This window comes from Ideonella azotifigens (assembly GCF_006519715.1).
GTDB lineage: Bacteria > Pseudomonadota > Gammaproteobacteria > Burkholderiales > Burkholderiaceae_C > Ideonella > Ideonella azotifigens.
This window is the reverse complement of the sequence record NZ_VIDT01001045.1, coordinates 1-1,380: the sequence shown is the minus strand read 5'-3', so window position 1 is coordinate 1,380 and position 1,380 is coordinate 1. Positions and strand designations below refer to the sequence as shown.

Sequence of the window (1,380 nt, the reverse complement as noted above, 5' to 3'; positions counted from 1 at the left end):
AGGCCCGCAGGGCACCTGCTTCAGGCTCTGGCTGCCGCTGGGCTGAGCCGGGCGTCATCGGGCGTCGTCGGGCTTCTGGCCGCCCTGAAGACGCGTTCCCCGCCTACAAGCCGCGGGGCCAAAGCCGCGTAAAAAACGGGTTGTGCATCCCCAGATGCAGCGTGGCCGTGCGTGGCGACGCTGCCCATGGCGCAACCTTGCACGCCGGTAGCGCCCCTTGTTTTCTTGAGAGCGACCCCCCGTGGCCCATGTCCTGATTGTTGATGACGATGTAGACGCTGCGACCTCGCTGCGCGCGCTGGTGGCGAGCGAACACTTCACCGTTTCGCTGGCGCATTCGCTGGCCGAGGCGCGGCGCCAGCTGGCGCTGCAGCGGCCCGACATCGTGCTGCTGGACCTGCAGCTGCCCGACGGCAGCGGCCTGGAGCTGTTCAGCTCCGATGCGCAGCTGGTGGCGCGCTCGGAAGTGGTGCTGGTGACCGGCCACGCCAGCCTGGACACCTCCATCCAGGCGCTGCGCGTGGGCGCGGCGGACTACCTCGTCAAGCCCATCGGCATGAAGCAGTTGCAAGGCGTGCTGTCTCGTTACATGAAGCCGGCGGTGCTGCAGGCCGAGGTGGCCGACCTGAACGACGAGCTGGCCCGCAGCGGCCATTTCGGCAGCCTGTGGGGCCGCTCGCCGGCCATGCAGCGGGTCTACCAGCAGATTGCCCGCGTGGCCGGCACCGGCATCACCGTCTTCGTGACAGGCGAGAGCGGCACCGGCAAGGAAGTCGTGGCGCAGACGGTGCACGAGCTGAGCCGGCGGCGCAAGAAGCCGTTCCTGGCGGTCAACTGCGGCGCCATCTCGCCCACGCTGTTCGAGAGCGAGATCTTTGGCCACGAGAAGGGCAGCTTCACTGGCGCCGAGCGCCAGCATCAGGGCTTCTTCGAGCGCGCCAGCGGCGGCACGCTGTTCCTGGACGAGATCACCGAGATGCCGATGGAACTGCAGGTCAAGCTGCTGCGCGTGCTGGAGACCGGGCGCTTCATGCGGGTGGGCGCCACCCAGGCGCAGGAGACCGATGTGCGCGTCATCGCCGCGTCCAACCGGCCGCCGCTGCAGGCCGTGGCCGAAGGGAAGCTGCGCGAAGACCTGTATTACCGGCTCAACGTGTTCCCGATCGCGCTGCCGCCGCTGCGCGAGCGGCTGAGCGACGTGCCCTTGCTGGCCGAGCAGTTCCTGGCCCGCATCGGCGAGGAAGAAGGTGCGCAGCGCCGCTTCACGCCGCGGGCGCTGGAGCGCCTGTCCGCCTACCGCTGGCCGGGCAATGTGCGTGAGCTGCGCAACGTGGTGCAACGCGCCTATGTGATGGCGCTGGACGAGGACATCGACGAGGA

The 1,380-nt window shown here is 68.8% G+C and carries 1 protein-coding gene; it reads left to right on the top strand.

All coding sequences use genetic code 11. The features are described from left to right. Positions 1-241: 241 nt before the first annotated feature. On the top strand, positions 242-1,380 hold a 1,139-nt coding region (locus FKP22_RS30445), incomplete at its 3' end, for a sigma-54-dependent transcriptional regulator (protein ID WP_141291936.1).